Below are 26,424 nucleotides of genomic sequence, written 5' to 3' on the forward strand. Positions count from 1 at the left end.
ATGTCTGCCACAACGACCAAACCAACAAAAACGTGAGAGGCCGTTCCAGGTCTTGCCATACGGGTTCAATCATCAATACCGTCGTACATCTCACCCGCATCGGTCCGTCAGTACGCGGCTCTAGGGGAGGGCTCAAGGACCGCGACGAACCGGCGCGGGGCGCGGTAGGGGGGTGCCGTGCTCGGTGACCGCAACTGTCTCCGGGCCGTGCCGCGCGGTCGGCTGCCGTTTTTCCGCGGCCGGTCAGCTTTGCCAGCTCACCCGGCGTGCCGAAGCTCCATCTCGGCCTGCCCCGGGTGAGAACCCCCCTTTCGAACCGGACTGGATCCGGACTGCCCTGGGGGGGCGGTCCACCGGACGAGAGGGACCAGACTCATGAGTTCCGTACTGCAGCCGGCCGCGACGGACCCGCATCCGCCGACCGCCGGGAAGTACCGGCCCGTCTCCTCGCACCTGGCCATAGCGCCACCGGTGAGCGTGGTCATCCCGGCCATGAACGAGGCGGAGAACCTTCCGTACGTCTTCAAGACCCTGCCCGACTGGATCCACGAAGTGGTTCTCGTCGACGGCAACTCCACCGACAACACCGTCGCCGTGGCCCGCGAGCTGTGGCCCGAGGTCAAGGTCGTCGAGCAGCGCGGCAAGGGCAAGGGCGACGCTCTGATCACCGGCTTCCAGGCCTGCACCGGCGACATCATCGTGATGATCGACGCGGACGGCTCGGCGGACGGCGGGGAGATCCTGTCCTACGTCTCCGCGCTGGTCTCCGGCGCGGACTTCGCCAAGGGCTCCCGCTTCGCCAACGGCGGCGGCACCGACGACATGACGTTCATCCGCAAGCTCGGCAACTGGGCCCTGTGCACGGCCGTCAACCGCAAGTTCGGCGCCCGCTACACCGACCTGTGCTACGGCTACAACGCGTTCTGGCGGCACTGCCTCGACAAGATCGACCTCGACTGCACCGGCTTCGAGGTCGAGACCCTGATGAACATCCGGGTCGTCAAGGCCGGGCTCAAGGTGCAGGAGATCCCGAGCCACGAGTACCTGCGCATCCACGGCGTCAGCAATCTGCGGGCGGTGCGGGACGGGCTGCGCGTGCTGCGGGTGATCCTCCAGGAGCGCTCCAACCGCCGTGCGCTGCGCCGGCGTTCGTCCCGGTCGGGGATGCCGGCCGCGATGCGGGGAGAGGTGTCTTGAGCGGTCCCGGCATCTCCGTCGTGATCTGCGCGTACACCGAGGACCGCTGGGAGGACATCCTCGCGGCGGTCTCCTCGGTGCGGGCGCAGTCGCGGCCCGCGCTGGAGACGCTGCTGGTGGTCGACCACAACGAGACGCTCCTGGACCGCCTGGGCAAGGAGTACAAGGAGGCCGGTGACGTGCGGGTGCTGGCCAACGCGGGCCCGCGCGGCCTGTCCGCGGGCCGCAACACCGGCATCGCCGCGGCCCGCGGCGAGATCGTGGCCTTCCTCGACGACGACGCCGTGGCCGAGCGCGACTGGCTGCGGCACTTCGCCCAGGCGTACGACGATCCGCGGGTGATGGCGGTCGGCGGGCGTACGGTGCCGGTCTGGGCGTCGGGGCGGCGGCCGCCATGGTTCCCGGAGGAGTTCGACTGGGTGGTGGGCTGCACCTACCGGGGCCTGCCCCGCGGCCGCGTGCGCGTGCGCAACGTGCTCGGCGGCAACGCCTCGTTCCGCCGCAGTGCCTTCGACGCGGCGGGCGGCTTCGCCACCGGCATCGGCCGGGACGGCGACAAACGCCCGCTGGGCTGCGAGGAGACGGAACTGTGCATCCGCCTCGGCCGCGCCAGGCCCGACGCGGTCCTGCTGATCGACGACCGGGCGGTCATCCACCACCGGGTGCCCGAGATCCGGGAGCACTTCCGCTACTTCCGCACCCGCGCCTACGCCGAGGGCCTGTCCAAGGCTCTGGTGGCGCGCAGCGTCGGAGCCGGCAAGGGACTGGAGTCCGAGCGCCGGTACGCCACCCGGGTCCTGCCGGCCGGAGTGGCCCGGGGGCTGCGGGACGCCCTGCTGGCCAGGCCGGGCGGTGCGGGACGGGCGGGCGCGATCGTGGCCGGGGTGCTGACGGCGGCGGGTGGCTACGTCGTCGGCAGTGTCCGGGCGCGCCGCGGCGGGACCACGTTCCGGGTGCCGGAGGTGGAGGTGACGGCCCGTGAGTGACGTGCGCGTCCCGATCCTCATGTACCACGCGGTGGCGACCGACCCGAACGAGGCGACGCGCGCCCTGTCGGTGACCCCGGAGGCGTTCGCCGAGCAGCTGACGGTCCTCGCCGACCGGGGGTTCACACCGGTGACCACGGCCGAACTGGCGGCGTGCTGGCGTTCCGGCCGCGCGCTGCCCGGGCGGCCGGTCCTCATCACCTTCGACGACGGCTACGAGGGCGTGCACCGGCACGCCCTCCCCGCGCTCGCCAAGCACGGTTTCCCGGCCACCCTGTTCGTCTCGACCGGGTGGCTCAGGGGCCCGTACGACACCGGGGGCGGTCTGGACACCATGCTGGACTGGGACCAGGTCCGCGAACTCGCGGCGGCGGGCGTCGAGATCGGCGGGCACAGCCACAGCCATCCGCAGCTCGACCAGGTCTCCGACGCCACGCTGCGGTTCGAGCTGATCCACTGCAAGGAGATCATCTCGGACCAACTGGGGCCTGTGCCGGCCTCGTTCGCCTACCCCTACGGCTACTCCAGCCGCCGGGTCCGGCAGGCGGTGCGCGAGACGGGCTGGGCCCAGGCCCTCGCGGTCGGCAACGGCCTCGCACGCCGGGCGCAGGGGCCGTACGCCCTGCGGCGGGTTACGGTGCGCCGCAGCACGGACGCCGAGGAGTTCGAGCGGCTGATCGAAGGCCGTGCCCTCGCCCGTTCGTTCGCCGGGGACCGTGCCCTGACCAAGGGGTACGCCGTGCTGCGCAGGGCCCGGCAGGCACGTCGGCTGGTCGTTCGCTCCGCGGGCTGACCTGCGCGGGAGTTCCCTGCCGCGTGCACCCGGAAACCGGGTGCACGCGGCGCTCCCGTGCCGGATCATGGCGGCATGTCTGGTAACCCGCACGAGGCGCTGCCGATCCGGCTCAACGTCGACGACTCCGACTCCCCGTCCGATGTCATCGACGCGCTGTTCCTCGGCCGCTTCGCGACGGGCGAGCAGCCGTACTCCCACGCGGTGAACATCGACCGCGTCCGCTCCGGGGCGACCCTGATCCCGGCCGGAGCCCGGGTGCTGCGCGCCGCCCGGGACGACGACCGCAGCGCTACCCTCGCCGAGGGCGACGGCTGGACGCTGCTGGTCTCCCGCTGGAACCGGGGTGCCGACGTCACGGTGACGGCGACCGGCGAGGAACTGGCGAAGAAGATCCTCGACCAGGCCACGGACGGCGCGGCGGACGAGCCCGAACCGCAGCCGGAGAACGTCACGATGGGCTTCTGGTACGTCTCCCCGCGCCGCGGCCCGCACCGCACCACCCGCCAGATCGCGGCGGGCACCTGGGACGAGGTCCGCCCCAACTACACCGCGCCGGTGGCGGACGCCATGGACCGCCTGATGAAGACGACCCCCGAGGACATCGCGGGCCGTCTCCTGCTGCTGCACGGCCCGCCGGGCACCGGCAAGACCTCGGCGCTGCGGACGCTGGCCCGCTCCTGGCGGGACTGGTGCCAGGTGGACTGCGTCCTGGACCCCGAGCGGCTGTTCTCGGACGTCGGCTACCTCATGGACATCGCCATCGGCGAGGAGGACGGGACGGGCAAGGGCCGCTGGCGGCTGCTGCTCCTCGAGGACTGTGACGAGCTGATCCGCGGCGAGGCCAAACACACCGCCGGCCAAGCCCTGTCGAGGCTGCTGAACCTGACGGACGGCCTGCTCGGCCAGGGCCGCAACGTCCTGGTCGGGGTCACGACCAACGAGGACCTGGAGCGCCTGCACCCGGCCGTGGTCCGTCCCGGCCGCTGCCTCGCCCGGATCGAGGTCGGCCCGCTGACCCGCCGGGAGGCGGTGAACTGGCTGGGGCACGAGGAGGGCGTCGGCCGCGAGGGCGCGACCCTTGCGGAGCTGTACGCGCTGCGCCGGGGCACGTCCCCGACGGCCCTGCCGGAGCCGCGTGAGGGTGCGGACGCGGGGCTGTACCTGTAGCCCGGTGCGCACACAACCGCCTCTCACCTCCCTGTTACCCGGGCGTGCCAGGGTGTGCGCGGCGGCGGCACCGCGCTGCGCCGGGACTGAGGAGGCCTGATGGCACATACGGCACCCACCGTGTTCAGCGAACCCGCCCACCGCCTCGCGCGGTGGGTCCTGCCCGTCGTCCTCGGTGTCGTCTACGGCAACTGGGTGGCGGTGAACCGGCGTCACGGCGGCCCGATCACCGGTTCGGATCTGGCGTGGGGGGTGTGGAGCGCGTTCGCCTTCGTGGCGGTCTGCGTCGCCCTGGTGCAGGTGACCCGGCGCCTGAGGCGCGAGCTGCACGCCCTGCACGCTCTGCTCCGGGCCGTCTTCGCCGGCGCCGCTCTGGGCTTCCTCTACAGCCAGACGGGCGACGACCCGCGTCCGGTGGTCATCACGACGCTGCTGGTCACGGCAGGCGTCTTCCTGCTGCTGTTCTACCGCTTCCACACGCGTAGGGACGCGTAGCGGGGGCCCGGAGGACCGGGCCGCTCCTGCCGCCCTTCGGGGCGCGTGGTGCTTTGATGGGGATATGACCCTGTTCGTCGGCACGTCCGGGTGGCAGTACAAGGACTGGCGGGACGTCCTGTACCCGTCCGGGCTGCCGATGCGGCTCTGGCTGGAGGAGTACGCGGGGCACTTCGCCACCGTCGAGATCAACAACGCCTTCTACCGGCTGCCGGCCCGCGAGACCTTCGAGGACTGGCGGGGGCGGGTGCCCGGGGACTTCGTCGTCGCGGTCAAGGCGAGCCGCTATCTGACCCACATCAAACGGCTCAAGGACCCCGAGGAGCCGGTGCACCGGCTGATGAGCCACGCGGCGGGCCTCGGCGACCGCCTGGGCCCGGTCCTCCTCCAGCTGCCGCCCACCCTGCGCGCCGACCCGGGCCTGCTGGACGCGTGTCTGGCCTGCTTCCCGGCCTCGACCCGGGTCGCGGTCGAGCCGCGCCACGACTCGTGGTGGACGCCGCAGGTCCGCCGGGTCCTGGAGTCCCGGCGCGCCGCCCTGTGCTGGGCCGACGTACTGGCCCGCCCGGTCACGCCGCTGTGGCGCACCGCCGACTGGGGCTATGTCCGCTTCCACCAGGGCCGCGCCCGGCCCTGGCCCCGCTACGGCCGGCGCTCCCTGGCCACCTGGCTCGACCGCATCGCCACGACCTGGCCCGGCGGCGAGGACGTCTACACGTACTTCAACAACGACCCGGGCGGGGCCGCGGTGGAGGACGCGATGGCCTTCGCACGGGCGGGAAGGTCGGCGGGGCTGGACATCACCCGGACACCGCAGCGCCTTACGCAGCCCTCCGGTTGAGGCGCCGGGCCGGGGCCCCCTACTCGGCGTGAGCCGCCCGCAGGGCGTCGCGGACCGCGGCGAGCGCCACGTCCTCCCCCAGCCCGAGCCGTCTGGCCCGCTCCGCGTAGGCCTGTGCGGCCGTGGCCAGCTCGCGGTCCGCCGCCGAGCCGGCGGCGGCCACGAAGGTGCCGTTGCGGCCGCGCGTCTCGATCACCCCGTCCGCCTCCAGCGCCCGGTAGGCCTTGGCGACCGTATTGGCGGCGAGGCCCAGCGACTCGGCCAGCCCCCGCACGGTCGGCAGCCGGTACCCCACCGGCAGCGCGCCGGACCGCGCCTGCTCGGAGATCCGCGCCCGCACCTGCTCGTAGGGCGGAGCGCTGTCGTCGATGTCGATCTTCAAGGTCACAGGCCGATTGTCGCGCACCCGACGGAAAATGAGAGGCACCCGGGACGGGTCCCCGCGTAACGTGCGCCTCCATGACCGTGATCGTGCGCGACCTCCGCCCCGGCGTCCGAGCCGACGCCGAGGGCTTCTCGACCACCCGCCGGCTCGCCCTTCCGTACATGCTCTCCACACCCGAGTCCGTGGTGCACACTCTGACGCACGCACATCCGGACGCCCACTTCGGGCAGCTCGTCGCCGAGGAGGCCGGTGAGATCATCGGCACGGCCCAGGTCTCCGTCGCCCACGACAGCCCGGAACCCGGCCAGGGCTCCGCCAACATCTATGTGCGCCCCGGCCACCGGGGCCGCGGCGCCGGTTCGCTGCTGCTGCGCACCGCCGAGGAGCGCCTGGGACGCCTGGGTGTCACGAAGCTGTTCGCCTGGGTGCTGGACGAGCCGGACAACCGCGCCTTCGCCGAGCGGCACGGCTTCCGGGCCAGCCGCTCCGCCTGGTTCCTGCGTCTCGACCTGGCGGCCGGCACCCTGCCGCCCCGCCAGGACCCCCCGGCGGGCGTCGAACTGCGCACGGCCGCCGGCTTCGCGGACGACCCGCGCCCGCTGTTCGAACTGGACGCGGAGACCTCGTCGGACGAACCGAGCGACATCGACGTGGCGTTCACGGACTACGAGGCCTGGCTCGACGAGCACTGGAAGCACCCACTGCTGAACCGCGACCTGACCACCGTCGTGCTCGTCGACGGCCGCCCGGCCGCCTTCAGCGTGGCGCACACCGACGGCGCCTGGCGCTACGGCACCGCCATGACCGGCACCGCCCGCGCCTTCCGCGGCCGGGGCCTGGCGAAGCTCGCCAAGAACGACTCCTTGCACCGCGCCCGCGCCGCGGGGTACACGGAGGCTTTCACCGGCAACGACACCGGGAACGAGCCGATGATCGCCATCAACAAGTGGTTCGGCTACGAGTTCTGCGCGAAGGAGGTGCGTTATGTCCGCGAACTCCGCTGACGCGTCCGCCCGACTGGACGTCGTCCTCGTCAAGGCGGGCCGTACGAAGATCCGTTACACCGGCGAGCTGCTGGCCGACGACGGCACGCGCGTCGCCCTGCGCGCGCCCTGGGCGGGCTCCGGCGTCCGCGACTTCGGGTTCGTCCGCTTCGAGCCCGGGGACGTCTTCACGGAGCACTACTGGCGCGACCGCTGGTACGCCGTGAAGGAGGTCCGGTCGGCCACGGGGGTGCTGAAGGGCTGGTACTGCGACGTGACCCGCCCCGCCCGGCGCACCGGTCCGGAGCTGGTCGTGGAGGATCTCGACCTGGACCTGTGGCGCTCGGCGGACGGCGCCGACGTACGGCGCCTGGACGAGGACGAGTTCGCCGAGAGCGGTCTCGGCGAGACGGACCCGGAGGCGGCCCGGTCCGCCCTGGCCGCGCTCGACGAGCTGGAGTCACTGGCCCGCGGCGGCGGGTTCACCGCGCTCCTGGCCTGACGAGCGGACCTCGGCGACCACCGCGTACCGCTCGTCCGTCACCTCGCCGCCCCACAGCAGCGGGTCGTCCGAGAGGCGCTCCACGCGCACCCGCCCGGCGACCGGGGCGAGCAGGCCGGTGAGCCGCTCAGCCGGTATGCCGACCGGCGCGACGCTCCCCCACACGCCCTCGACCAGCACGAGCCGCCCTCCCGGCCGCAGCAGCCCCCGCCAGTGCCGCAGGGCGCGGCCGGGGTCGGGCAGGGCCCACAGGACGTGCCGGACGAGCACGGTGTCGAAGCCCTGCTCCCCGACCGGCGGTGACGCGGCGTCCCCGACGAGGAACACCGCGTCGCGGCCGGCCAGCTTCTGCCGCGCGAGCGTCACCATCGCCGGGGAGAGGTCGACACCCGTCACGCGATGTCCCTGTTCGGACGCGAGCAGTGACAGGCTGCCGGTGCCGCAGCCGAGATCGAGGACGTCGCCCGCGCGCCCCGGCAGCCAGCCCCGCAACCGCCCGGCCCAGGCCCGGCGCACCTCGGGGTCGCGCAGGCCGTGGTCCGGCTCCTCGTCGAAGGAGGCGGCCCGGGCGTCCCAGTCCACGTCGGAGCCGTCCGAGGGTTGCCTGTCGTTCGTCATGGGCCCAAGAGTGACACCCGCCACTGACACCCGGATCGTGACTGCCGCCACTGACAGACCAGGAGCGATGAGTAACCCTCCCCCGAAAGGTCTACCTCCGTGAGAACGCGGAACCCGGTAGACCCTTAAGGAGGCAGCCATGCGCCGTGTGACCGTGCAGAAGCCCCTGAAGAAGTCGGACGGCCGCCGGGTCCGCGAGGAGGCCGACGAGCGCCCGGCCGGGCGCCCCGAGGTCCGCAAGGACATCGCACGCACCTGGTGGCCGGACGCCTGAGCGGCCGGTGCCGGTCATGAGACGCACGCCTCAGAGCAGCCGCTTGCGGTAGTGCATGCGGTCGTAGGGCCCCTCCACGCGGCGTTCCACCAGTTCGTAGCCGTATCTCGGATAGATCTTCTGGTTCTCCCACATCAGCGCGTTCGTGTAGAGCCTGATCTCGCTCAGCCCCAGCGCACGCGCGTGTGCCTCCACGAACCGCAGGAGCCGCCGCCCCACTCCGCCGCCGTGCGCGGTGGGGTGGACGGCGATGGTGTCGAGGAAGAGGTGGTCCTCGAACGCCTCGACCACGACGAGCCCGGTCACCGGGTCGCCCGTCACGAACACCTTGCCCGCGGCCACGTTCGCCGCGTGGTCCTCCCGCATCGGCTGCGGCACGCGCCCGATGCGCGCGATGTAGGGCCGGAAGGCCGCGTCGATCACCTCCGCGACGACCGGTACGTCGGCGGCGCCGGCCGGCCGGATCTCCTCGTCCGCCATGCCGTGACGGTACCTACCTGATGCCAGTCCGAACACTCCCTTAAGCGGGCCATAAGGATCTCCTCCACCCGCCCCGAGCAGGCGATTTCCCGGTTCCGAGCGGCTAGCTTCGCAACCACCCCACGGGATCCGGCCCTCTCGGGCCCGGCCCCTGTCCGCCGCACCGTTTCGAGGAGTTCCCGCATGCCCGCACGCCGCACGGCCGCCACCGTCGCCGCCCTCGGCGGCCTCCCGCTCGCCCTGACCGCGCTGGCCACCGCCCCGGCCGCCGCGCACGGCTCGATGGGCGACCCGGTCAGCCGGGTCTCGCAGTGCTACGCCGAGGGCCCCGAGAGCCCGAAGTCGGCCGCGTGCAAGGCGGCCGTCGCGGCCGGCGGCACCCAGGCCCTCTACGACTGGAACGGCGTCCGCATCGGCGACGCGGGGGGCCGGCACCAACGGCTCATCCCCGACGGCAAGCTCTGCAGCGCGGGCAACGCCGCGTTCAAGGGCCTCGACCTGGCCCGCGCCGACTGGCCGGCGACCGGCGTCCGCAGCGGCCCGTACAGCTTCAAGTACCGCGTGACGGCCCCGCACAAGGGCACCTTCACGGTCTACATCACCAAGCCCGGCTACGACCCGGCCAAGCCGCTCGCCTGGAAGGACCTGGACCTGGCGAAGCCGGTGGCGACGTCCACCGACCCGGCCGCCAACGGGGGTTTCTACACCTTCTCCGGCGCCCTGCCCCAGCGCTCCGGCAAGCACCTGCTGTACGCGGTGTGGCAGCGGTCGGACAGTCCGGAAGCGTTCTACTCCTGCTCGGACGTCAGCTTCGGCGGCGCGGAAGGCGCGGCCCCGGCGCCGACCGCCTCCGCTCCCACCGAGGAGCAGATCGAGGAGGGCAACGGCAAGTCCACGATCGAGCACCACGGACACGGAGACAACGACCCCGGCACCTCGGCGGAGCCGGCCGCGGCCCCCGAGGAGGAGACCGGGGAGCCGGAGGGCACGTCCGGGGACGGGGAGGAGGACACCGCGGACCGGCCGGCGGCCGCCGCACCCACGCCCAACCGGCCGAAGGCGGCCGGGGCCACCGGGAACCTGGCCGAGACCGGCGGCGACAGCGGCACCGCCTACCTCGCGGTCGGCGGCGCGGCCACGCTGGCGCTCGGCTCGTCGGCCCTGTTCCTGTCGGCCCGGCGCCGGACGGCGAGCGCCGGACGGCACGGCCGCTGACCCCCACCGCCCCCTGACCCGGGGCCTGTCCGGCGGCTCAGGCCGGACAGGCCCCGAAACGTTTCCCCGACACGTGTCAATGGGTGGCACGTGTCATTCGAAGGCCGACGCACAGGTGGTGGGTTCGGCCCGCCCCGGGTCGAGGGCGTTGGCCACCTCGTGGAAGGCGACCCGGTCGAGCAGCCCTACGGCCACGTGCTCGGAGAGGTCGAGGGGGCAGAGGTCCTGGAGCAGGACGTTGCGCACGTCCGGCCCGCTCAGGTACTGGCTGCGCCAGGGCGTGACCACCTCGTCGTACCGGGTGGCGATGACGGTGTAGCGCACGCCGGGCACGGTGTCGCCGCCCGCGTTGAGCTTGGCGAGGAAGGCGGAGCCGGTCACCTGGTCGGCGAGGGCGGGGGTGTTCTTCGTCAGCAGGTCCGCGGCGCCCGGGAAATAGGGCAGCAGGTGGGTGAAGCCGTTCAGGTCGGTTCCGTGGTTGCTGGGGGCGATGCCGACCAGGGCGTTCACCTTGGCGGCTCCGCCGAGGAACCTGACGTAGTAACGGGGCATCATGCCGCCCTGGGAGTGCCCGACGACGTCGGTCTCGGCGGCGCCGGTGGCCGCGAGCACCTTGTCCACGAAGTCCTTCAGCTGCCCGGCGGACTTCTCGACGGGCCCGAGGCCGTGGAAGAAGGGGACGCCCTCCACCTGCCCGTAGTCGAGGGAGAAGACGCAGTAACCGCGGACCCGGAGGTAGGGGGCGAGGCCCAGCCAGTTGTCGACGGAGTTCCCGAGGGTGCCGTGGACCAGGACGACCGGGCGGGGGTGGGCGGCGGACGGCTTGCAGGAGTAGTCGTTCCAGCCGGAGCCCGGGGCGCCGGAGGCCTGGGCGGTGGTGGCGGGGACGGTGACGGCCACTGCGGTCAGCAGCAGCGCGGCCAGGGGTCTGAGCGCTCGTTTCCAGGGCAGCATCGAGTGATCTCCTTGCGGCTCAAGGGAGGTGCGGCGGCACGACGCCCTGTGATCCGGATCACGAGGATGCTGTTCATTCGTCAAGTTACGGGCGAGTAGTCAAACTGGGAAGTTACGCGTCAGTAAAAACTTCCAGTGGTAACCGGCGCACAGGATCCCCCTGACGCCCCTTCACCAGGCCGGCCGGATGGGCCCGCGCGGAGCGATCCGCAGCAACCGCTCCCCCAGCGCGCGCAGTTCCCCCTCCCCCAGCACCGCGCTCCACTCCCGCACCGCCTCGGCCGCCGCCTCCTCCGCGGCGCGCGTACAGTCCCGGCCCCGCCCCGTCAGCACCACCAGCCGCGCCCGTGCGTCCCCCGGGTGCGGCCGCCGCTCGACGTACCCCTTGCGCACCAGCTCGTCGACGAGCTGGCTCGCGGCCTGTTTGGTCACCCCGAGGTGGGCGGCGAGGTCGGTGACCGTCGCCCCGTCCGGTGCGAGCCGGGCGAAGGCGAAGCCGTGCGCGGGCCGCACGTCCTCGAAGCCGCGCGCGACCACACCCTCATGGATGCGCTGGGTGAGTCCGCCGGCGGCGGCGAGCAGGGCGGCGGACAGGGCCATGGCCTCGGAGTTGTGCACCCGTGCATTGAAACACCCTTGACGCATTGGTCAAGCTGCTTGACTATGTAGTCAAGCAGCTTGACCACTTGGAGGCCTCATGCCCATCGTCCGCTCGTCCGACGCCGTCACCCACGAGATCCACGGAGCCCGTTTCGTCTCGTACGCCACCCCGGGCAGCGGCAGCAAGGAGCTGTGCGCCTGGCGCGGTGAGATCCCGGCCGGCCTCAAGGCACCCGCGCACACGGTCAGCCGGGAGGAGATCTTCCATCTGCTCGACGGCGAACTGCTGATCACCCTCGACGGCCGCACCGAGCGGATCGCCGCGGGCGACACGGTGATCGTCAACCCCGGCGCCACCCTGACCGTGGAGAACCCGACCGACCGGACGGCGTACTCCTGGGTCACCACCTCGATCGGCCTGGAGGCACAGCTGGCCGACGGCACCCGCATCGTGCCGCCGTGGGCCAACTGACGTCACGCGGGAGGCTCTACGCCACCCGCCTCCCCGTCCCCCCCAGCCCCCCGGGCATCACCGCCCGGGGCCCGAACTTCGCTCGCGCGCGGTCCGCGACCTCCTCGATCCGGCGGACCTTCTCGTCCACCGGGTCGAAGGTCAGCTGGTGGGAGGCCTGGTCGGCGGGGTCGAGCCCCTCGGCACGCAGGGCGATCGCCCGCACCCGGGCCCGTTGCAGCCCGAGCGCCTCGTACATGCCGTACGCGGCCCTGGTCAGCGCCGGGGAGTGCGCGGTCGGCTCGGGCAGGGTGCGGGCGCGGGTCGTGGCAGACCGGTCGGCGTAGCGCACGGTCAGGGTGAGTGTGCGGCAGACCTTCTCCAGGGCGCGCAGCCGGGCTCCGATCTCCTCGGCGGCCGACAGCAGCGCCCGGCGGTGCCGGTCCGGGTCCAGTTCGTCGCGCTCGAAGGGGCGTTCCGTGGCGAGGGACCGGGAGACGGCGTTCGGTACGACCCGGCCTCGGTCGACGCCGTTCGCCTTCTCGCGCAGCTCGCGGCCGGCCTTGGCACCGATCAGCCGCTGGAGCGTGGACAGCGGCGCGGCGGCGACCCGGCCGAGGGTGTCGAGGCCGTAGTCGCCCAGCGTGCGGGCGGTCGCGGCGCCCACGCCGGGCAGCGCGGCGACGGGCTGGTCCGCGAGGAACTCCGCGACGGCGCCGGGCTCGTCGGGCACCGTACGTGTCACTCCGGGCAGGGCGTCGCGCAACGCCATCCGGGCCAGCATCGGCCCGGGGCCCGCACCGATCACGCAGTCGACGCCGTACAGCGCGAGCGACCGCACCCGGATCATCGAGGCCAGCACGACGGCGTCCCGCCGGAAGTACCGTTCGGCGCCGCGCAGGTCGGCCAGCGCCCCGTCGGGTGGCAGGGCCTGGACGACGGGGGTGAACTCCTCGAGCATCCCGAGCAGAGGGGGCAGCTCCGCCTCGCTCGTCGCAGGCAGCTGGAAACGTACGCAGAGGATGGTCATCCCGCACTCCCCGGACTCTGGTGCCACAACTTCCTCGTGTTCGCGGGCCCTTCGCCCGCCGGACGCAGATCGGCCCAGGGGTGCATCTCGTACCCCGTGGACATGCGGATCTTCCGCCGTTCCATCGGGTCCTGGGCCGCCGAACCCGTCGGCGCGGGCGCCCCGTCCGACCCGGCGAGCCGCCGGCGCGCGGCCCCCTGCCCGTCGTCACCGCCGCCGTCTGCGGAACCGCCTTCACCGGAGTCGCCGGGGCCGGGTGCCGGGCCGGCCAGCCGGGCCGCCACCCCTTCCAGCCCCTCCTGCCGGCGCACTTCCAGCAGGTCCGCGAGGTTCCAGGCGGCGGCGCCCACCACGCTCAGGCTGCGCGGGCCGCGGCGCTGCACCACCCCGCGCACCAGCAGCAGCCAGGAGTGGAAGACGGTGTGGGCGCAGGTGTCGTGGGAGTCGTCGAAGAAGGCGAGGTCGACCAGGCCCGTGCCGTCATCCAGGGTGCTGAAGATGACCCGCTTGCCGGACCGGATCGGCGGTGTCTGAGTGGCCGCCTTGGCGCCCGCGACCAGCACCGTCTCCCCGTGCCGGGTCTCGCGCAGCCGCCGCGCCGACACCACGCCGAGTTCGTCGAGGAACGTCCGGTGATCGTCCATCAGGTTCCGCGAGGCGTCCATGGACAGGACGCCCAGTTCGGCGCTGAGCCGTTCCGAGGAGGTGAGGTCGGGCAGCCCGGCCGGTGCGGTCTTCCGTCCTCCGGCCAGGGGGAGCTGGCCGCCGCCCCCGCCCCGGGCACCCCGGTGCAGCTCGGTCAGATGCAGTTGCAGATCACGGCGGTTGGCGCCGAACGCGTCCAGCGCCCCCACCTGCGCGAGCCGCTGGGCCAGCGGACGGCTGGGCCGCCCCCGCTCCCAGAAGTCGACCAGCGAGGCGTACGGCTGGCCTTCGGCGATCCGCGCCGCCTCGGCCTCGCTGATGCCGTGCACATCGGAAAGGGCCAGCCGCAGACCCCACTTACCGGACACCAGTTCGATACGGTGTGCGACCCCCGACTTGTTCACGTCCAGCGGCAGCACGGGCACCCCGCGCCGCCGCGCGTCCGCCAGCAGCAGCCGCTTGGGGTACATGCCGGGGTCGTGGGTGAGCAGGCCCGCGTAGAAGGCGGCCGGGTGATGCGTTTTCAGCCACGCCGACTGGTACGTCGGCACGGCGAAGGCGACCGCGTGCGCCTTGCAGAAGCCGTAACTGCCGAAGGCCTCGACGATCCCCCAGGTCCGCTGGATCGTCTCCGCGTCATAGCCGTTCGCCGCCGCGTGCTGCGCGAACCACACCTTGATGCGCGCCTGCGACTCGGCGTCCGACAGCCCGCGCCGCACCCGGTCGGCCTCGCCGCGCCCGCAGCCGGTCATGATGTCGACGATGTCGATGATCTGCTCGTGGAAGACGACGACCCCGTAGGTCTCCTTCAGCGGCTCCTCCAGGTCCGGGTGCGGATACCGGACCGGCGCCCGCCCGTGCCGCGCCTCGATGAAGGGCCGCACCATGTCGGCGGCCACCGGTCCGGGCCGGAACAGCGAGATGTCGACGACGAGGTCGTGGAAGCCGGCCGGCTGGAGCCGCCCGACCAGGTCCCGCTGCCCCGGCGACTCGATCTGGAAGCACCCGAGCGTCTCGGTGGACTGGATCAGCCGGTACGTCGCCGGATCGTCCGGCGCCAGCGCGTCCAGATCGACCCTCTCCCCCGAGACCCGCTCCACTTCCCCCACCGCGTGCGCCATGGCCGACTGCATCCGCACTCCCAGCACGTCGAGCTTGAGCAGCCCGAGCTCCTCGACGTCGTCCTTGTCGAACTGCGACATCGGAAAGCCCTCGCCGCTGGTCGGCATGACCGGCGTACGCGACAGCAGTGAGGCGTCGGAGAGCAGCACCCCGCACGGGTGCATGGCGACCCCGCGCGGCAGGGCGTCCAGCGCCTCGACCAGCTCCCACAGCCTGCCGTACTTCTCCTTCTCCCCCGCCAGCGCGCGCAGCTCGGGCAGCTCCTCCAGTGCCGCGCGGGCGTCCCGTGCCCGGATGTGCGGAAAGGACTTGGCGATCCGGTCGATCTCGGCCGGTTCCATGGACAGGGCGGCCCCCACGTCCCGGATCGCGTGCCGCACGCGATACGTCTCGGGCATGGCGACCGTCGCGACCCGCTCGGTGCCGAACCGGCCGATGATCGCGCGGTAGACCTCCAGCCGGCGCGCGGACTCCACGTCGATGTCGATGTCGGGCAGCACGACCCGTTCCTTGGACAGGAACCGCTCCATCAGCAGCCGGTGCTCGAGGGGATCGGCGTGCGCGATACCGAGCAGGTGGTTGACGAGCGACCCGGCCCCGGAGCCCCGGGCGGCGACCCGGACGCCCATCTTCCGCACGTCGTCGACCACCTGGGCGACGGTCAGGAAGTAGGAGGCGAATCCGTGGTGGGCGATGATGTCCAGCTCGTGGTGCATCCGCTCCCAGTACTCCCGCCGCCGGTCGTAGCCGCGCAGCACCATTCCGGCCGCGGCCCGTGAGGCCAGCGTCCGCTGGGCGGTGCGGTGCCCGGCGCCGACCAGGTGGGGCTCGGGAAAGTGGACGGTGCCGATCCCGAGATCGCCCTCGGGGTCCACCCGGCACGCGGCGGCCGTGGCCTGCGTCTGCTCCACCAGCCGGTGAGCGGTCTCCCGCCGGAACCCCGCGGCCTCCACGATCCGCTCCGCCACCCCGAACATGTCCCCGGGGTCCTTGAGCCAGGCCTCGCCGGAGTCCAGCTCCCGGGCCGGGTCGATGGGCACCAGCCGCCGGGCGGCGTCCAGCACGTCGGCGACCGGCCCGAGCCCCGGGTCGGCGTACCGCACCGCGTTGGTGAGCACGGGCCGGATCCGCTGCTCGGCGGCGAAACCTACGGTACGGGCGGCCAGCCGCAGCGACCCGGGGCCGGTGCCCTTCCGGCCGTGCCAGACGGCCTCCAGCCGCAGGTCGTCGCCGTAGGTCTCCCGCCAGGGCCCGAGCAGCCGTGCCGCGCGGTCGGGCCGTCCGGCGGCCAGGGCACGCCCGACATCCGATTCCGGCCCGAGCAGCACGGTCAGTCCCTCGGCGTGGTTGCGGTCCCAGGGCAGCAGGGGCGTTCCCTCCGCCTCATGGGCGGCCGAGACGAGCCGGCACAGCTCCCCCCAGCCCCGGGCACCGTCCCGGGCGAGAAAGGTCACCCGGGGGGCCGACTCGTCGACAAAGGCGCCGCCGCGCACCGGGGTCCGGCGCCGCCGCCCCTGCCGCTCCACCCCGGGCTCGGCACCGGCCACGGCCAGGCCGACCCCGAACAGCGGACGGATCCCCGCCTTCCCGCAGGCCTTCGAGAACCGGACCGCGCCGGCGAGCGTGTCGCGATCGGTCAGCGCCAGGGCGTCCATGCCCCGCGCGGAGGCACGCTCGGCCAGCCGCTCCGGGTGTGAGGCTCCGTAGCGCAACGAGAATCCGGAGACGGTGTGCAGATGCGTGAACCCCGGCACACGCACCTCCCGCACTCGTGAGCCCCCTCGGCTCTCGAACATCTGTTCCCAGCTACCTCACCCACCATACCCCCATCTTCGAATGTGTGTACGACATCCGTTCGGCCCCGCCCCACCTGCGGAAACACCGCGCAGCCCCCGACCGTGGAGGCATGCCGCACCGCTCGTTCCTCGCCGAGGTGAAAGACGCCGTCACCCCACGGGCCACCCTGCTCATCGTCGGCGTGATCGCGCTCCAGCTGCTGTTCATCGCGTCCTACGTGGGAGCCCTGCACGATCCAAAACCCAAGGACGTCCCCTTCGGCCTCGTCGCCCCCCAGGCCGCGGCCGCACAGGCGGTCACCCGGCTCGAACGCCTTCCCGGCTCCCCCCTGGACCCCCGCGCCCTGCCCGACGAGGCGACGGCCCGGACCCAGCTCGGCCACCGTGACATCGACGCCGCCCTGATCGTCGACCCCCGGGGCGCCACCGACACCCTCCTGGTCGCCTCCGGCGGGGGCCGGGTGCTGTCCACCACCCTGACGGCCCTCGTCACCACCCTGGAGAAGTCCGAGCGGCGCACGATCCGGACGATCGACGTCATCCCCTCCGCGCCCCACGACCCCAACGGCCTGTCGTCCTTCTACCTGGTGATCGGCTGGTGCGTGGGCGGCTACCTGGGCGCCGCGGCCCTGGCCATCAGCGCCGGTGCGAAACCCTCCAACCCCACCCGCGCCGCGATCCGCCTGGCGGTCATGGCCCTGGTCGCGATCACCGGAGGCCTGGGCGGAGCCCTGATCACGGGCCCGATCCTGGACGCCCTGCCGGGCAGCACCGCGGCCCTCTGGGGCCTGGGCGCCCTGATCATCTTCGCCGTGGGCGCGGCCACCCTCGCCCTGCAGGGCGTCTTCGGCACGATCGGCATCGGCCTGGTCATCCTGCTGGTGGTCATCCTCGGCAACCCCAGCGCGGGCGGCGCCCTGCCCCCACCCCTCCTCCCACCCTTCTGGAAGGCGATCGGCCCGGCCCTGCCGCCGGGCGCCGGCACCTGGTCGGCCCGCTCCATCGCCTACTTCGGCGGCAACGCGATGACCGGCCCCCTGCTGGTCCTGTCGGCGTGGGCGGTGGCGGGAAGCGCGATCACCCTGGCGGCGGCCACGACGGTACGCAGACGCGCGACCGCCACACAGCCGCCGTGACCCCACCGGAGCCGGCCCGGCCCGCGCGACCGCGCCCCACCCCGCCGCGAAGGCGAAACGAACACGCACCCCCACCACCCGCCGCACGCACAGGAGAGCCCCACCCCTCACAAGGGGCGGGGCTCCACACACTCCAGGGGTCAGCCGATCTGCGTCCCCGTGGCCGACAGCGCCTCGGTCACCGGCTGGAAGAACGTCTCCCCGCCCGAGGTGCAGTCACCGCTGCCGCCGGACGTGAGGCCGACCGCCTTGTCGCCCGAGAACAGCGAGCCGCCGCTGTCACCCGGCTCCGCGCACACGTCGGTCTGGATCAGCCCGTTCACGATGTCGCCGTTGCCGTAGTTCACGGTGGCGTCCAGCCCCGTGACCTTGCCCTCGTGGACCTGCGTGGTCGAGCCGCTGCGGGTGACCGCCATGCCGACGGTCGCGGCCGCGGCGCCCGAGATCTTCTGGGCGGAACCGTTGTAGAGGTTCACCTCACTGGGGTGAGCCACCTCCGCGGTGTACTTGACCAGCCCGTAGTCGTTGCCCGGGAAGCTGGAGTCCGCGTTGGTGCCGATCTGCTTGCCGCTGGAGTCCGACCAGGTGGAGATGCCCTCGGTGCAGTGCCCGGCGGTCAGGAAGAACGGCTCGCCGCCCTTGACCACGTTGAAGCCCAGCGAGCAGCGCCCGCCGCCACCGGTGATCGCGTCGCCGCCGGCGATGAAGGGCTTGTACTCCCCCTTCGAGCGCTTGAGTTCGGCCTTCGCGCCGAGCCCGTCGACGACCTTCGTCAGCGTCGCCCACTCGGCCTCGGAGACCGTGCGGTCGGCGGTCACGACGACCTTGTTCGTCGTCGGGTCGGTCACCCAGGCCGTGCCGGGGATCGTCGCGTCCTGCTTCAGCGTGCTGCGGGCACCGGCGAGTTCGGCGAGGGAGTTCGCCACGACTCTCGCCTTGGCTCCGGCCTTCTCGACGGCCTGCGCGGCGGCCTCGTCGAGCACGTTCACCACGAGGCTCTTGCTCTTGGTGTCGTAGTACGTCCCGGCCGCGTCGCCGCCCAGGTCCTCGGTCAGCGTCGAGGCGAGCTTTCCGGCCGCCGTGACCGACAGGGTCCGGGGTGCGGACGCCTCAGGGGTCTCACTGGCGTTCGCGGTCTGGAACGTCACTCCCGCGGCGACCAGCGCGGCGATGCCCGCACCTGCCACGGCCGCACGCCGCCTGGGTATGCGTCGGTGCTTCAACTTCTGTCCTCCTGTGGGGGGCGGCACGAGAGGTTGTGGGGACCTCACGAGCCGGAAGGCCTCGTTGACGAGCGCCCACTATTCCGAGGACAACGGGGAGCACACAAGGGTGAGTTCGAGACGCGCGTAGACAGCGCTTCGCACGCCCCCTCATTTTGATCGTCCACGATCAAATAGGACCCAACGCCCCCGCGTTCACACTGCAAACATTACGCGCGAGTAATGTGCGGACACTCTGCGAGGTCCGCACATGGCCGAATCTCGCCCCTGCCGGGGCCGGTTGGGACGGCTCCCGGCACGCACGCGAAAGCCCCCGCACGCGATGCGCGCGGGGGCCGGGAAACGCCGCGAACTGCCCGACGGGGGCTCAGTAGACGCTGACGCCGTAGGCGCTCAGGGCCTCCGTGACGGGCTGGAAGAACGTCGTGCCACCGGAGGAGCAGTTGCCGCTGCCACCGGAGGTCAGACCGTACGCGGTGCCGTTGCTGCCGTAGAGCGAACCGCCGGAGTCACCGGGCTCGGCGCAGACGGTGGTCTGGATCAGGCCGGAGACGATGTCACCGCCGCCGTAGTTCACGGTGGCGTTGAGGGCGGTGACACGGCCGCTGTGCGTACCGGTCGTGGAGCCGTCGCGGATGACGGTGGTGCCCACGCTCGGGGTGGCCGCGCGCGTGATGTCCACGCCGTTGGCGGTGCCGGGGCGGCTGACGGACCCGCTGTAGCGCACGAGGCCGTAGTCGTTGCCCGGGAAGCTGGAGCCGGCCGTCGAGCCGATGACCGTGGTGCGGGCGGAGTTGGAGTACCAGGTGCCCGCGCCGTCGGTGCAGTGGCCGGCGGTCAGGAAGTACTCGGTGCCGTTGCTGGCACGGACGTTGAAGCCGAGGGAGCAGCGCCAGCTACTCGCATAGATGGCGTCGCCGCCCTGGATGAGCTTGGTGAACTTGCCGGGGGTGCGCTTGATCGTGAGCGCGTCGGCGTTGGCGCCGGCCTGCTGCTTGATCTTCGCTATCTCGGCCTGGGTGACCGTGCTGTCGACGGTCAGGAGCACCCGGTTGGTCTTGCTGTCGACGGCCCAGGCGGTGCCCGGGATGTCGGCCTTCAGCAAGGAGCCGCTGGCGCTCTTGAGTTCGGCGGAGCTGAAGGTGGTGGGGGTGTCGGAGGCGTTCGCGCTGGGGATCGCGATCGCTGCGGCGGCAACGAGGCCGGTGGAAACGGCGATCAGCCGGGTCCGTCTCGAAATGCCACTGCGGGGGGTGGTGCGCTTGATCCTCACTTTTCGTTCCTCCACAAAGGAAGTCGGGGGCCCTCGTGGGGTTTCGGGCCCGTGAGGCGCAGCCAGCGACCAGGTGTCCGGATTCCGAACACGCCGTGCCCCTGACAAGCGCTGAGGGGGAGTATTCGGCCGAACGGCCGGTCGGCGCAAGAGTGCCTTTCGGACGACACTCTTTGACGGTTCTTTACGAAGCCGTCCCGCGACCGGCTTCCGGCGTCCCCCGCCCGCACGTCACACCAGCGTGCGCTCCCCCGCGGCGATGTCGATGTGCAGCGTGTTGCCCGGCGGCGGGAAGGGACAGACGAAGTGGTCGGCGAAGGCGCACGGCGGCAGCAGCGCGCGGTTGAAGTCGACCGTCGTACGCCCCTCGGCGTCCGGCGCCGCGGGGTACAGGAACCGGAAGCGGTAACTGCTCCTCCCGCTGGTGGCGTCGGCGAACACGGCCCACAGCGAGCCGTCGCCCTGGAGCGACACCTGGAGGCTCAGCTCCTGCCCGTCCAGCTCGAAGGCCAGTTCCCCGCCCAGTCCGAGGCCGCGCTCCCGTCCGTCGGCGTTGGCCACCCGGACCGTGCGGCCGGTGTCGTACGGCGTGAAGCGCCCCGGCACCGCCCAGCGCGGGTCGTACGGCGTGACCGCGAGGCCGTGGAACGCCCGGCGCGCGGAGGACTCGGGATCGAAGTCCCGCACGCCCCACGCCCCCTCGCGCACCAGCACGACCAGCCGTCGCTCGCCGTACGCCACCCGGGCCGCGCCCGCGGGACCCGGGTCGGCCGCGAGGCGCACCTCACCGCCGAAGGGCTGTCCGTCCACGGTGAGCCCGTCCGCCTCGGAGGCCGTCAGCACGACCGCGTCGCCCTCGGCCCGCCAGGACCCGGGGATGTCCGGAAGTCGACCCTCCGGATAGTCCTCGAGCCAGTGCGTGCCGGTGAGCGCGAGCGGTCCGTACGGGGCCGACACCGACGCCACACGCCGCTCGTGCCACCGCTGCCAGTCCTGGGATGCGTCCGTCGTCATACCGGCGACCCTGTCACACGGGGTGGGTCAGCAGTCGCAGGGGCAGCAGCAGTCGCACCCGTCGCAGTCGCAGTCCCGGCACACGCCCTCGCGCTTCTTGCGGGACCACGGCCCCTCGTACTCCTTGGCGCAGCACAGCTTGCAGGTGCAGCACAGCAGCCAGAACATCCCGCAGCCGGCCCAGAACCCACGCCGCCGGGGCGGCTGCTGCGGCACCGGCGCACCACCGCCGAACCCGCCGCCACCGAAACCGCCCCCGCCGAACCCGTCTCCGCCGTACGCCCCTGCCCCGCCGGCATACGGGTTGCCGCCCCCACCCGCGTACGGGTGCTGCGGGGAGCCGTAGGGCCCGGGCGGCTGCTGCCCGTGGGGTCCCGGCTGTCCATGGGGGCCCGGCTGTCCATAGGGCCCGCTCTGGTGGGAGGCGCACACCGGCACCGTGCCGAACGCCCGGTCCACCGAGCGCCGCAGTTCGTGCACGAGCAGCAGGTGCACGAGCTGCGCGTCGGCGAACTCGGCGTCCCGCAGCGCCAGCCGGACGCCGTGCACCGCGTCGTCGGCGAGCCGACGCACCTCCGCGAGCGGGGTACCGGTCGCGGTGATCGGGTTCCAGGCGCCTGACGCGGCGTCAGCGTGCTGGTCCTCCACGGCGTCCAGCAGGTGCGCGAGGCGTCCGAAGAGCCGTCCCGCCTCGGCGAGCGGCTGGACGTTGTGCGGCCGGCCGGCGAGAACGGCCGTGTGCGCGAAGGCGGCGGCGGTCGCGGTCTCGGTCGGCTCGGTGACCGTCAGGAGCGGAGTCCCGGGCCCCGCCAGCGCCTCGATGCCCACCTGCCGGTCCACGGCGTCGACCAGGAGGGCGGTGTCGAATCCCACAGCGCTGCCGGTCCGCGCGCCGGCCGTGTCCCAGCTCGCGGCGACCCGCCGCGCGGCCCGCGCCATCGGCCTGCGGGCCAGCAACCCGTCACCGTCGGTCACGTGGTCGCGTACCTTCGCGGAAGCCAGGACCAGGGAGACGGCCGCCGCCAGCCGGGCCCCCTCGCCGTGCGCGACGGAGGCGGTGCGCATGCCGCGCAGCGCGCACGGTCCGGCCGTACGCCGCCCGGAACCGTCACTCTCCGTCTGAGCCTCCGTCAAAACCGAGATGAGAAGTCCGTCATAGTTCGTCACGATCCGCGCGAACTGCCCGTGGTCACCGCGCAGTGCCAGGCAGAGCCCGCACAAATGCGCCATCCACTGGCTCGTGAGCTTCTCTCCGAGCCGGTGTCTACAAGGCCTGACGATTCCGAACACGACGCTCCCCCGAACTCCACGACGACGTTGAGCTGCGGCATCGTATCGGCCCCGCATTCACCCGTACGCCCCGGCCGTCACCCGTACGCCGAGAAGAATCATATTTCACTCACAGTCAGCAGCCGTTTGGGAAACGGCCCTTGGGACACACGGACTCTCGACGGATTCGCTGTGCACCAGTACCGTCACAAACCCCCCGTGCGGCGTCTATCCACTTGGCGCGCCATCCGCATCATGGACGACCATAGGGATGCGGAAAGCAGAAAGACCGCTGTGAGAGGAGGCGTCCATGGGATCGGTACGCAAGGCAAGTGCCTGGCTTGGCCTCGTCGACGACAACGAAGACGAGCGTTACTACGACGACGACGACTACTCCGACGGGAACGAGCCCGGGGAGGCCTGGGTCACCGATCCGCGTGTCAAGGTGGCCTCGGACGTCGCCGAGGAGAGGGGCCGGCGCATCGGCACGGTGACCCCGGACAGCTTCCGGGACGCGCGCGCCATCGGCGAGCTGTTCCGCGAGGGCGTGCCGGTCATCATGAACCTCACGGCCATGGACGCCGCCGACGCCAAGCGCGTGGTCGACTTCGCGGCCGGACTGATCTTCGGCCTGCGCGGTTCGATCGAGAGAGTGTCGACCCGTGTGTTCCTGCTGACCCCGGCCAACACCGAGATCGTCAACGGCGACCCGGCCGCGCACCGCACGGACGGCTTCTTCAACCAGAGCTGAGGCAGGGCCGCTCATCGGCCCTGCCCCCGCGCGGGGTCCACCGGACCGGTCTACCGGAAGGCGTCGAGTCCGGTGAGCGCCTTGCCCAGCACGAGCTGGTGCATCTCGACGGTGCCCTCATAGGTGAGCACCGACTCGAGGTTGGTCGCGTGCCGCATCACGGGATATTCGAGCGAGATCCCGTTGGCGCCGAGAATGGTCCGGGCCGTGCGACAGATCTCGATCGCTTCCCGGACGTTGTTGAGCTTGCCGAAGCTGACCTGCTCGGGACGCAGGCGGCCGGCGTCCATACGCCGCCCCAGATGATGGGCGAGCAGAATCCCCTTGTGCAGTTCGACCGCCATGTCGGCGAGTTTGGCCTGGGTGAGCTGGAAGCCGCCGATGGGCCGCCCGAACTGCTCCCGTGACTTCGCGTAGTCGACCGCGGCCTGGAAACTGCTGCGGGCCGCGCCCATGGCACCCCAGACGATTCCGTACCGGGCGTGCGAGAGGCAGCCGAGGGGTCCGCGCAGCCCGGTGACGTCCGGCAGGACGGCATCGGCGGGCAGCCGCACGTCGTCGAGCACGAGCTCACTGGTGACGGATGCCCTGAGGGACCACTTGTGCTTGATCTCGGGCGCGGAGAACCCGTCGCTGTCGGTGGGCACCACGAAGCCGCGGATCCCGTCCTCGGTCTGCGCCCAGACCACCGCGACCCCGGCGACCGACCCGTTGGTGATCCACATCTTGCGGCCGTTGAGGATCCAGTCGGAGCCGTCGCGCACCGCGTGCGTCCGCATGGAGGCGGGGTCGGAGCCGTGGTCGGGCTCGGTGAGCCCGAAGCAGCCGATGACCTCGCCGGCGGCCATGCGCGGCAGCCACCGCTGCTTGTGCTCCTCGCTGCCGAACCGGTGGATGGCGTACATGGCGAGGGAGCCCTGCACCGAGACCAGCGACCGGATGCCGGAGTCGGCGGCCTCCAGCTCCAGGCAGGCGAGCCCGTACTGCACCGCGGACGCCCCGGCGCAGCCGTACCCGTCCAGGGACATCCCGAGGGCACCGATACCGCCGAGCTCCTTGGCCAGGTCCCGGATGCCCGGCAGCTCGCCCTTCTCGTACCACTCGGCGACGTACGGCAGCACCCGGTCGGCGGCCCAGGCCCGCACGGTGTCCCTGATCGCGAGGTCCTCCGGCTCCAGCAGGTCGTCCAGGCCGAGGGGGTCGCCGGGATCGAAGGGAGGCAGCTTGGACGAACCGGACATGATCGGCACCCTCCGAGAGTCTGTTTAACTAGCAGCGCTAGTCGAGACGCTACGACGCCCACCCGCTCCGGCACCAGCGGTAGCCGCCGACGTGACCGGACCGGGACGGCGCCCCGAGTCCGGACGCGAGGTCCACCCCGCATGCACGGGCGACGAAGGGCGCGTCACACCGAGACGCGTGAGTCCGCCGCGTCCCTGGGGGCGGGCAGGTCGACCTGTCCCGGCTCGCACTGCATGGCCCGCGGCAGCCGCAGCGCCATCACCGCCCCGAGCAGCAACAGACCCGCGCTGACCAGCAGCGTCACATGCAGCCCGTGCACGAACGCGTCCCGGGCGGCGTGCCGCAGCGCGGCACCGGCGGCCCCGCCGAGCTGCGAGGCGACCTCGTACGCCTCCCCCAGCGAATGCCCCGCGGACGCGGACGCCGACGCCGGAACACCGGGCACACCCGACAGTCCGGGCCCGTACGCCGCGTTCATCACCGTGCCGAGCAGGGCTATACCGATCCCCGCCCCGAGCTGGTACGACGTCTCCCCGATGGCCGCCGCTCCTCCGGCCTGCTCCGGCGGCGCCTCGCTCAGCATCGACTCGTACGCCCCGAACAGGGTCGTCTCCAGCCCGAAGCCGAGCAGCACGAACCCGCTCACCATCAGCGCGCACTCGTCCGTCGGGCCCAGCGCCGTCAGCAGCACCACCGCGAACGCCGTGAGGCAGAACCCGGTGCACACCATCCGCCGCGGCCCGAACCGCCGCAGCATCCGCGCCCCGGCCAGTCCGGCCGCCATCGCGGCGAACGTCAGGGGCAGCAGCCGCAGCCCGGTCTCCAGCGGTGAGAGCCCGAGGACCAGTTGCAGGTACTGCGCCGCGATCAGTTCCAGGCCCACCAGCGCGAGCATCGCCAGCACGATGCACCCGACGGACGTGCTGAACGCCGGCCGCGCGAACATCTTGAGGTCGACCAGCGGATACGTCCGCCGCCGCTGCCGCCGTACGAAGCCGGCCAGCAGCGCCGCGCCCACCACCAGCGGCAGCACGGTGAGCAGGCTCCCCAGCGACCCGCCGCCGCCGAGCCGTTTCACGCCCAGCACGACACCGAACAGCCCGGCCGCCGCCATCAGCGCGCCGACGACGTCCCAGGGACCCTCGCGATCGCCCTTCGACTCGGGCAGCAGCAGCCGCCCCACCGGGAGGCTGACCAGCATCAACGGAATGTTGACGAGGAAGACCGAGCCCCACCAGAAGTGCTCCAGCAGGAAACCGCCGAGCAGCGGACCGACCGCCGCGCCGACGGCGGCCACGGCGCTCCAGACGCCGATCGCGAGCGCCCGCTCACGCCGGTCGGGGAAGACCTGCCGCAGGATCGACAGCGTCGCCGGCATGATCATCGCGCCGCCCACCCCGAGCAGCGCCCGCGCCACGATCAGCACCTGGGCGCTGTCGGCCAGGGCGGCGAGGCCGGAGGCGACCCCGAACAGCGTGTAGCCGAGGAGCAGGACTCTGCGGCGGCCGACGCGGTCGCCGAGCGTGCCGAAGAGGATCAGCAGCGACGCGCAGACCAGTGGGTAGATGTCGACGATCCAGAGCAGCTCTATCCCGCCGGGCTTCAGGTCCTCGGTGACGGCGGGGACCGCCACGTGCAGCACGGTGGCGTCGACGGCGACCAGCAGCAGGCTGACGCAGAGGACGACGAGGACCACCCAGCGGTCGGCACCGGCCCCGGCCGCCCGACGGCGCGACGCAGCGGCGGCCGTGGTCGTCCCGGACATGTACGTACCTCCCAGATGTTCCCTCGCGATCGGCGGGCTCACGGGGTGGGGGACGCCCCCGCGACTCGGCCGGAGAGGAGCGGTGGTCTCCGGCCCGCGCAAACGAAAAGCGAGTGACACGTCAGCGTACGCGAGTCCCCGCCACAGGCCAGTGGCGGACCTCTCAGACCTCGGGCGGAGGGATGTGGCGTACGCCACTGTCCCCGGTGTCGTC

Annotated in this window: 26 protein-coding genes; 13 read left to right on the forward strand and 13 right to left on the reverse strand. The window is 72.4% G+C overall.

The window, feature by feature from the left end; all coding sequences use genetic code 11:
- Nucleotides 1-375 precede the first annotated feature (375 nt).
- The 6 genes from AB0I06_RS21495 (at nt 376) to AB0I06_RS21520 (ending at nt 5,482) form a co-directional block, all read left to right on the forward strand.
- Nucleotides 376-1,197 (forward strand): glycosyltransferase family 2 protein, encoded by an 822-nt coding sequence (locus AB0I06_RS21495; RefSeq protein ID WP_363120410.1) that lies wholly within the window; start codon nt 376-378, stop codon nt 1,195-1,197.
- Nucleotides 1,194-2,183: a glycosyltransferase family 2 protein gene (locus AB0I06_RS21500; protein WP_363120411.1), complete on the forward strand. Its 990-nt coding sequence runs from the start codon at nt 1,194-1,196 to the stop codon at nt 2,181-2,183. Before AB0I06_RS21495 ends, AB0I06_RS21500 begins: the two co-directional genes overlap by 4 nt.
- Nucleotides 2,176-2,976: a polysaccharide deacetylase family protein gene (locus AB0I06_RS21505; RefSeq protein ID WP_363120412.1), complete on the forward strand. Its 801-nt coding sequence runs from the start codon at nt 2,176-2,178 to the stop codon at nt 2,974-2,976. The genes AB0I06_RS21500 and AB0I06_RS21505 overlap by 8 nt, the downstream gene beginning before the upstream one ends.
- A 75-nt stretch (nt 2,977-3,051) precedes the next feature.
- A complete protein-coding gene (locus AB0I06_RS21510) occupies nt 3,052-4,146 on the forward strand; it encodes a DUF5925 domain-containing protein (RefSeq protein ID WP_363120413.1) in 1,095 nt (364 codons plus the stop codon).
- A 99-nt stretch (nt 4,147-4,245) separates the two neighbouring features.
- Nucleotides 4,246-4,641, forward strand: a complete 396-nt coding sequence (locus AB0I06_RS21515; RefSeq protein WP_363120415.1) for a hypothetical protein — start codon at nt 4,246-4,248, stop codon at nt 4,639-4,641.
- A gap of 64 nt (nt 4,642-4,705) precedes the next feature.
- Nucleotides 4,706-5,482: a DUF72 domain-containing protein gene (locus AB0I06_RS21520; protein ID WP_363120416.1), complete on the forward strand. Its 777-nt coding sequence runs from the start codon at nt 4,706-4,708 to the stop codon at nt 5,480-5,482.
- Between the two features lie 19 nt (nt 5,483-5,501).
- Here AB0I06_RS21520 and AB0I06_RS21525 read toward each other — a convergent pair whose 3' ends face one another.
- Nucleotides 5,502-5,870 (reverse strand): GntR family transcriptional regulator, encoded by a 369-nt coding sequence (locus AB0I06_RS21525; protein WP_363120417.1) that lies wholly within the window; start codon nt 5,868-5,870, stop codon nt 5,502-5,504.
- Nucleotides 5,871-5,941: 71 nt separating this feature from the next.
- Between AB0I06_RS21525 and AB0I06_RS21530 the strand changes: the two genes are divergently transcribed.
- Nucleotides 5,942-6,871 (forward strand): GNAT family N-acetyltransferase, encoded by a 930-nt coding sequence (locus AB0I06_RS21530; RefSeq protein ID WP_363120418.1) that lies wholly within the window; start codon nt 5,942-5,944, stop codon nt 6,869-6,871.
- Entirely contained in the window at nt 6,852-7,352 is a 501-nt protein-coding gene (locus AB0I06_RS21535; protein ID WP_363120419.1) for a DUF402 domain-containing protein, read from the forward strand. The genes AB0I06_RS21530 and AB0I06_RS21535 overlap by 20 nt, the downstream gene beginning before the upstream one ends.
- On the opposite strand, the gene AB0I06_RS21540 is transcribed toward AB0I06_RS21535, so the two are convergent.
- A complete protein-coding gene (locus AB0I06_RS21540) occupies nt 7,311-7,970 on the reverse strand; it encodes a class I SAM-dependent methyltransferase (protein WP_363120420.1) in 660 nt (219 codons plus the stop codon). The genes AB0I06_RS21535 and AB0I06_RS21540 overlap by 42 nt on opposite strands.
- A gap of 139 nt (nt 7,971-8,109) precedes the next feature.
- On the opposite strand from AB0I06_RS21540, the gene AB0I06_RS21545 reads away from it, so the two are divergent.
- Nucleotides 8,110-8,244, forward strand: a complete 135-nt coding sequence (locus AB0I06_RS21545; protein ID WP_363120421.1) for a hypothetical protein — start codon at nt 8,110-8,112, stop codon at nt 8,242-8,244.
- Between the two features lie 30 nt (nt 8,245-8,274).
- Here the strand turns inward: AB0I06_RS21545 and AB0I06_RS21550 are convergent, their stop codons facing one another.
- Entirely contained in the window at nt 8,275-8,724 is a 450-nt protein-coding gene (locus tag AB0I06_RS21550) for a GNAT family N-acetyltransferase (protein WP_363120422.1), read from the reverse strand.
- A gap of 183 nt (nt 8,725-8,907) precedes the next feature.
- Here AB0I06_RS21550 and AB0I06_RS21555 point away from each other — a divergent pair, with 183 nt between their 5' ends.
- Nucleotides 8,908-9,939 carry a lytic polysaccharide monooxygenase gene (locus AB0I06_RS21555; protein ID WP_363120423.1) on the forward strand — a complete coding sequence of 344 codons (1,032 nt, stop codon included), beginning with the start codon at nt 8,908-8,910 and terminating at the stop codon, nt 9,937-9,939.
- A gap of 93 nt (nt 9,940-10,032) precedes the next feature.
- On the opposite strand, the gene AB0I06_RS21560 is transcribed toward AB0I06_RS21555, so the two are convergent.
- The gene (locus AB0I06_RS21560; protein WP_363120424.1) at nt 10,033-10,893 is read right to left on the reverse strand and encodes an alpha/beta fold hydrolase; all 861 of its coding nucleotides are present in this window, start codon (nt 10,891-10,893) and stop codon (nt 10,033-10,035) included.
- A 171-nt stretch (nt 10,894-11,064) separates the two neighbouring features.
- On the reverse strand, nt 11,065-11,511 hold the full coding sequence (locus AB0I06_RS21565) for a MarR family winged helix-turn-helix transcriptional regulator (protein WP_363120425.1): 447 nt from the start codon (nt 11,509-11,511) through the stop codon (nt 11,065-11,067).
- Nucleotides 11,512-11,590: 79 nt separating this feature from the next.
- On the opposite strand from AB0I06_RS21565, the gene AB0I06_RS21570 reads away from it, so the two are divergent.
- Nucleotides 11,591-11,965: a cupin domain-containing protein gene (locus AB0I06_RS21570; protein ID WP_363120426.1), complete on the forward strand. Its 375-nt coding sequence runs from the start codon at nt 11,591-11,593 to the stop codon at nt 11,963-11,965.
- A gap of 16 nt (nt 11,966-11,981) precedes the next feature.
- Here AB0I06_RS21570 and AB0I06_RS21575 read toward each other — a convergent pair whose 3' ends face one another.
- Together AB0I06_RS21575 and AB0I06_RS21580 are read right to left on the reverse strand one after the other, a co-directional pair.
- The gene (locus AB0I06_RS21575) at nt 11,982-12,974 is read right to left on the reverse strand and encodes a hypothetical protein (RefSeq protein ID WP_363120427.1); all 993 of its coding nucleotides are present in this window, start codon (nt 12,972-12,974) and stop codon (nt 11,982-11,984) included.
- Nucleotides 12,971-16,495: a DNA polymerase III subunit alpha gene (locus AB0I06_RS21580; protein ID WP_363120461.1), complete on the reverse strand. Its 3,525-nt coding sequence runs from the start codon at nt 16,493-16,495 to the stop codon at nt 12,971-12,973. The genes AB0I06_RS21575 and AB0I06_RS21580 overlap by 4 nt, the downstream gene beginning before the upstream one ends.
- A gap of 152 nt (nt 16,496-16,647) precedes the next feature.
- Here AB0I06_RS21580 and AB0I06_RS21585 point away from each other — a divergent pair, with 152 nt between their 5' ends.
- On the forward strand, nt 16,648-17,673 hold the full coding sequence (locus AB0I06_RS21585; RefSeq protein ID WP_363120428.1) for a DUF3533 domain-containing protein: 1,026 nt from the start codon (nt 16,648-16,650) through the stop codon (nt 17,671-17,673).
- Between the two features lie 140 nt (nt 17,674-17,813).
- Here the strand turns inward: AB0I06_RS21585 and AB0I06_RS21590 are convergent, their stop codons facing one another.
- From AB0I06_RS21590 to AB0I06_RS21605, 4 genes are all read right to left on the reverse strand, one after another.
- Nucleotides 17,814-18,896 carry a S1 family peptidase gene (locus tag AB0I06_RS21590; protein WP_363120429.1) on the reverse strand — a complete coding sequence of 361 codons (1,083 nt, stop codon included), beginning with the start codon at nt 18,894-18,896 and terminating at the stop codon, nt 17,814-17,816.
- Nucleotides 18,897-19,263: 367 nt separating this feature from the next.
- Nucleotides 19,264-20,169 (reverse strand): S1 family peptidase, encoded by a 906-nt coding sequence (locus AB0I06_RS21595; RefSeq protein ID WP_363120430.1) that lies wholly within the window; start codon nt 20,167-20,169, stop codon nt 19,264-19,266.
- Nucleotides 20,170-20,400: 231 nt separating this feature from the next.
- Nucleotides 20,401-21,183, reverse strand: a complete 783-nt coding sequence (locus tag AB0I06_RS21600; RefSeq protein WP_363120431.1) for a DUF1684 domain-containing protein — start codon at nt 21,181-21,183, stop codon at nt 20,401-20,403.
- A 27-nt stretch (nt 21,184-21,210) separates the two neighbouring features.
- On the reverse strand, nt 21,211-22,473 hold the full coding sequence (locus AB0I06_RS21605; RefSeq protein ID WP_363120432.1) for a DUF5685 family protein: 1,263 nt from the start codon (nt 22,471-22,473) through the stop codon (nt 21,211-21,213).
- A 289-nt stretch (nt 22,474-22,762) separates the two neighbouring features.
- Here AB0I06_RS21605 and AB0I06_RS21610 point away from each other — a divergent pair, with 289 nt between their 5' ends.
- The gene (locus AB0I06_RS21610; protein ID WP_363120433.1) at nt 22,763-23,203 is read left to right on the forward strand and encodes a cell division protein SepF; all 441 of its coding nucleotides are present in this window, start codon (nt 22,763-22,765) and stop codon (nt 23,201-23,203) included.
- 50 nt (nt 23,204-23,253) lie between these two features.
- Here the strand turns inward: AB0I06_RS21610 and AB0I06_RS21615 are convergent, their stop codons facing one another.
- Both AB0I06_RS21615 and AB0I06_RS21620 read right to left on the reverse strand, forming a co-directional pair.
- Complete coding sequence (locus AB0I06_RS21615) at nt 23,254-24,444, reverse strand: acyl-CoA dehydrogenase family protein (protein WP_363120434.1); 1,191 nt, start codon at nt 24,442-24,444, stop codon at nt 23,254-23,256.
- A gap of 164 nt (nt 24,445-24,608) precedes the next feature.
- On the reverse strand, nt 24,609-26,210 hold the full coding sequence (locus AB0I06_RS21620; protein ID WP_363120435.1) for an MFS transporter: 1,602 nt from the start codon (nt 26,208-26,210) through the stop codon (nt 24,609-24,611).
- Nucleotides 26,211-26,424 lie beyond the last annotated feature (214 nt).

The organism is Streptomyces sp. NPDC050674 (assembly GCF_040654575.1).
GTDB lineage: Bacteria > Actinomycetota > Actinomycetes > Streptomycetales > Streptomycetaceae > Streptomyces.

Coding starts and splice junctions, on each gene's coding strand:
- AB0I06_RS21495 (WP_363120410.1), top strand. CDS start 376: ATGAGTTCCGTACTGCAGCCGGCCGCGACGGACCCGCATCCGCCGACC.
- AB0I06_RS21510 (WP_363120413.1), top strand. CDS start 3,052: ATGTCTGGTAACCCGCACGAGGCGCTGCCGATCCGGCTCAACGTCGAC.
- AB0I06_RS21515 (WP_363120415.1), top strand. CDS start 4,246: ATGGCACATACGGCACCCACCGTGTTCAGCGAACCCGCCCACCGCCTC.
- AB0I06_RS21520 (WP_363120416.1), top strand. CDS start 4,706: ATGACCCTGTTCGTCGGCACGTCCGGGTGGCAGTACAAGGACTGGCGG.
- AB0I06_RS21530 (WP_363120418.1), top strand. CDS start 5,942: ATGACCGTGATCGTGCGCGACCTCCGCCCCGGCGTCCGAGCCGACGCC.
- AB0I06_RS21535 (WP_363120419.1), top strand. CDS start 6,852: ATGTCCGCGAACTCCGCTGACGCGTCCGCCCGACTGGACGTCGTCCTC.
- AB0I06_RS21540 (WP_363120420.1), bottom strand. CDS start 7,970: ATGACGAACGACAGGCAACCCTCGGACGGCTCCGACGTGGACTGGGAC.
- AB0I06_RS21545 (WP_363120421.1), top strand. CDS start 8,110: ATGCGCCGTGTGACCGTGCAGAAGCCCCTGAAGAAGTCGGACGGCCGC.
- AB0I06_RS21550 (WP_363120422.1), bottom strand. CDS start 8,724: ATGGCGGACGAGGAGATCCGGCCGGCCGGCGCCGCCGACGTACCGGTC.
- AB0I06_RS21555 (WP_363120423.1), top strand. CDS start 8,908: ATGCCCGCACGCCGCACGGCCGCCACCGTCGCCGCCCTCGGCGGCCTC.
- AB0I06_RS21560 (WP_363120424.1), bottom strand. CDS start 10,893: ATGCTGCCCTGGAAACGAGCGCTCAGACCCCTGGCCGCGCTGCTGCTG.
- AB0I06_RS21570 (WP_363120426.1), top strand. CDS start 11,591: ATGCCCATCGTCCGCTCGTCCGACGCCGTCACCCACGAGATCCACGGA.
- AB0I06_RS21575 (WP_363120427.1), bottom strand. CDS start 12,974: ATGACCATCCTCTGCGTACGTTTCCAGCTGCCTGCGACGAGCGAGGCG.
- AB0I06_RS21585 (WP_363120428.1), top strand. CDS start 16,648: ATGCCGCACCGCTCGTTCCTCGCCGAGGTGAAAGACGCCGTCACCCCA.
- AB0I06_RS21600 (WP_363120431.1), bottom strand. CDS start 21,183: ATGACGACGGACGCATCCCAGGACTGGCAGCGGTGGCACGAGCGGCGT.
- AB0I06_RS21610 (WP_363120433.1), top strand. CDS start 22,763: ATGGGATCGGTACGCAAGGCAAGTGCCTGGCTTGGCCTCGTCGACGAC.
- AB0I06_RS21615 (WP_363120434.1), bottom strand. CDS start 24,444: ATGTCCGGTTCGTCCAAGCTGCCTCCCTTCGATCCCGGCGACCCCCTC.
- AB0I06_RS21620 (WP_363120435.1), bottom strand. CDS start 26,210: ATGTCCGGGACGACCACGGCCGCCGCTGCGTCGCGCCGTCGGGCGGCC.